The organism is Pseudomonas sp. K5002 (assembly GCF_013386655.1).
GTDB lineage: Bacteria > Pseudomonadota > Gammaproteobacteria > Pseudomonadales > Pseudomonadaceae > Aquipseudomonas.
In genome coordinates this window covers 1-3,734 of sequence record NZ_JACARK010000876.1, presented here as the reverse complement: position 1 = coordinate 3,734, position 3,734 = coordinate 1, and the positions used below count along the sequence as shown (strand labels likewise).

Here is a 3,734-nt window from a genome sequence, read left to right as displayed (position 1 = left end):
TGAACGTCGATGCGCTGGGCGTGCTGCGGGCCGGCAACGGTATGCCGATCATGGGCAACGGCGGCCCGATTGCCGTGCCGCCCCAGCAGCAGATCGAAGTCGGCCAGGACGGCACCATCAGCATCCGCGCCATGGGCGAAGGCCCGCGGGTGATGGCTGAAGTGGACCGGATCAAGCTGGTGCAGCCCGACCTCAAGAACATGACCAAGGGCCTCGACGGCACCATCCACACCAAGGATGGCCAGCCGGCCCAGGCCGATGCCAACGTCAAGCTGACGTCGGGCTTCCTGCAGGCGAGCAACGTGAACGCCGTCGAAGAAATGACGGCAGTCCTGGCCCTGTCCAAGCAGTTCGAATTGCACATCAAGATGATGAACAGCGCCAAAGAAGACGACCAGGCCATGACCCGTGTCCTGGCGATGAGCTGATAGCAGCCACACACTAATTTTTGTAGCGCGGCGCCATAAAACAGGCGCACGAAGGAGAAGAACATGCTTCCGGCTCTATACGTTGCCAAGACAGGCCTGTCCGCCCAGGACACCAACCTGACCACCATTTCCAACAACCTGGCCAACGTGTCGACCACGGGTTTCAAACGTGACCGCGCCGAGTTCCAGGACTTGCTCTATCAGATCAAGAAGCAGCCTGGCGCCCAGTCGACCCAGGACAGCGAATTGCCGTCGGGCCTGCAACTGGGTACCGGTGTGGCAATCGTTGGCACCCAGAAGAACTTCAGCGCTGGTAACCTGCAGCAGACCGGCCAACCGCTGGACCTGGCAGTCAACGGCAAGGGTTTCTTCCAGATCCTGCAGCCGGACGGCACCACCACCTACACCCGTGACGGTACGTTCCACCTGGACTCCAACGGCCAAGTCGTGACCGCCAATGGCTTCGCGCTGGAGCCGGCGATTGTCGTGCCGAACAACGCCCAGACCTTCACCGTCGGCAACGACGGCACCGTGTCGATCACCGTGGCCGGCAACCCGGCGTCCCAGGTGATCGGCAACCTGCAAACCGCCGACTTCATCAACCCAGCCGGCCTGCAGGCGATTGGTAATAACCTGTTCCTGGAAACCGCGTCCAGCGGCGCGCCGCAAATCGGCACCCCGGGCCTCAACGGCTTTGGTACCACCCTGCAAAGCACCCTGGAAACATCCAACGTCAGCACCGTTGAAGAGATGGTCAACATGATCACCACTCAGCGCGCCTACGAGATGAACTCCAAGGTGATTTCCACCGCCGACCAGATGCTTTCGTTCGTAACGCAGAATCTGTAATCAAGTCTATGGGGCGCCCTTGAAGGCGCCTGCAACACCGTGAGGTATGGGTCATGAATCGCTATGTTTCTGTTCTGGCATTGAGTGGGATTGCTGTGCTCGCGGGCTGTGTCGCCCCGACGCCTAAGCCCAATGACCCGTACTATGCGCCGGTGTTGCCGCGCACGCCGTTGCCGGCGGCCGCCAACAATGGCTCGATCTACCAGGCCGGGTTCGAACAGAACCTGTACAGCGACCGCAAGGCCTTCCGGGTCGGTGACATCATCACCATCACGCTGAACGAGAAGACCCAGGCGAGCAAGAACGCCAACTCGCAGATCGGCAAGACCAGCAAGACCAGCATCGGCCTGACTTCATTGTTTGGCGGTGTACCGAACACCAACAACCCGCTGGGCAGCGGTGACCTGAGCCTGGACGCCGGCTACAGCGGCGACCGCGCCACCAACGGCAAGAGTGCGGCAGGGCAGGGCAACAGCCTGACCGGCTCGATCACCGTGACCGTGGCCGACGTGCTGCCCAACGGCATCATTGCCGTACGCGGCGAGAAGTGGATGACCCTCAACACCGGTGACGAACTGGTGCGCATTGCGGGCATGGTTCGCGCCGACGATATCTCCACCGACAACACCGTGCCGTCGACACGGATTGCCGATGCACGCATCACCTACTCGGGTACGGGTTCGTTTGCTGACGCCAGTCAGCCGGGCTGGTTTGACCGTTTCTTCCTTAGCCCGCTGTTCCCTTTCTAGGTGATCACTTTGAACTTCAAACAGCTGATGGCTGCGATGTTGCTGCTGGCCCTGAGCGCAGGCGCCCAGGCCGAGCGCTTGAAAGACATCGCGAGCATTTCCGGCGTGCGGTCCAACCAGCTGATCGGCTACGGCCTGGTGGTGGGGCTTAACGGCACGGGTGACCAGACCACCCAGACCCCGTTCACCCTGCAGACCTTCAACAACATGCTCTCGCAGTTCGGCATCAAGGTACCGCCGGGCTCGGGCAACGTGCAGTTGAAGAACGTCGCTGCGGTGTCCATCAGCGCTGACTTGCCGCCGTTCGCCAAGCCGGGGCAGGTGGTCGATATCACCGTCTCGTCCATGGGTAACTCGAAAAGCCTGCGCGGCGGCACCTTGCTGATGACCCCGCTCAAAGGTATCGACGGCAACGTCTACGCCATTGCCCAGGGCAACCTGGTGGTGGGTGGCTTTGATGCCGAAGGTCGCGACGGTTCGAAGATCACCGTCAACGTGCCGTCGGCCGGGCGGATTCCCGGTGGTGCCTCGGTGGAGCGCACCGTGCCCAGCGGCTTCAACCAGGGCAACAGCCTGACCCTGAACCTCAACCGCTCTGACTTCACCACCGCCAAGCGCGTGGTCGACAAGATCAATGAGCTGCTCGGCCCGGGCGTGGCCCAGGCCATCGATGGCGGCTCGGTTCGTGTGACGGCACCGCTGGACCCAAGCCAGCGTGTGGACTACCTGTCCCTGCTGGAAAACCTTGAGGTTGACCCGGGCCAGGCGGTGGCGAAAGTCATCATCAACTCGCGGACCGGCACCATCGTGATCGGCCAGAACGTCAAGGTTTCGCCAGCGGCCGTGACCCACGGCAGCCTGACCGTGACCATCACCGAAGACCCGATCGTCAGCCAGCCTGGCCCGTTGTCCAACGGCCAGACTGCCGTGGTACCCCGTTCGCGGGTGAATGCCCAGCAAGAAGCCAAGCCGATGTTCAAGTTCGGCCCCGGCACCACCCTGGACGAGATTGTCCGTGCGGTGAACCAGGTGGGCGCAGCGCCCGGCGACTTGATGGCGATCCTCGAAGCATTGAAACAGGCCGGCGCCTTGCAAGCCGACCTGATCGTGATCTGACGCCATGGCCATGGACATGCGCAAGAGCGGCCTGACCAGCACGGCGGATTCGGGTTCCTATTCCGACCTCAACCGGCTTAACCAGTTGAAGGTCGGCGACAAGAACAGCGACGGCAACATGCGCAAGGTCGCGCAGGAATTCGAGTCGCTGTTTCTCGGCGAGATGCTCAAGTCCATGCGTTCGGCCACCGAAGCCCTGGGCAAGGACAACCCGCTGAATACCCCGGCGGCCAAGCAGTACCAGGAAATGTACGACCAGCAGTTGGCGGTTTCCCTGTCTCGCGAGGGCGGTGGTATCGGCCTGGCGGACGTGCTGCTGCGCCAGATGCAGAAGAACAAACCGGTGGACGCCCAGGCGGCCACCCTGCAAGGCCCGGCTGCGCCCGCGAAGAAGGTGGATGTACCGACTGAAATTGCCGCCGGTACCAAGGCCGATGGCCCGCTGGGCCGCAGCAATGGTCAGCGGCCATTGTGGGCATACCGCGTGGCGGTGCCTGAAGGCACCAACTCCCACGCCAACGACATGGCGCTGATGAACCAGCGACGCATCTCGTTGCCGAGCAAGCTGACGGATCGCCTGCTGGCCGGCATC

The 3,734-nt window shown here is 62.4% G+C and carries 5 protein-coding genes; all 5 read left to right on the top strand.

Annotated elements, in window-relative coordinates; genetic code table 11:
* Positions 1–428, top strand: a 428-nt coding sequence (locus HX846_RS30370) for a flagellar basal body rod C-terminal domain-containing protein (RefSeq protein ID WP_306173172.1), incomplete at its 5' end; no start/stop codon positions are given.
* Between the two features lie 63 nt (positions 429–491).
* On the top strand, positions 492–1,277 hold the full coding sequence (gene flgG, locus HX846_RS30365; protein WP_003214609.1) for a flagellar basal-body rod protein FlgG: 786 nt from the start codon (positions 492–494) through the stop codon (positions 1,275–1,277).
* Between the two features lie 53 nt (positions 1,278–1,330).
* A complete protein-coding gene (gene flgH / locus HX846_RS30360) occupies positions 1,331–2,026 on the top strand; it encodes a flagellar basal body L-ring protein FlgH (RefSeq protein WP_003214607.1) in 696 nt (231 codons plus the stop codon).
* 27 nt (positions 2,027–2,053) lie between these two features.
* Positions 2,054–3,142, top strand: coding sequence for a flagellar basal body P-ring protein FlgI (locus HX846_RS30355; protein WP_032899355.1), 1,089 nt, complete (start codon positions 2,054–2,056; stop codon positions 3,140–3,142).
* A 4-nt stretch (positions 3,143–3,146) separates the two neighbouring features.
* A partial coding sequence (locus HX846_RS30350) for a rod-binding protein (protein WP_178966800.1) occupies positions 3,147–3,734 on the top strand: 588 nt, incomplete at its 3' end.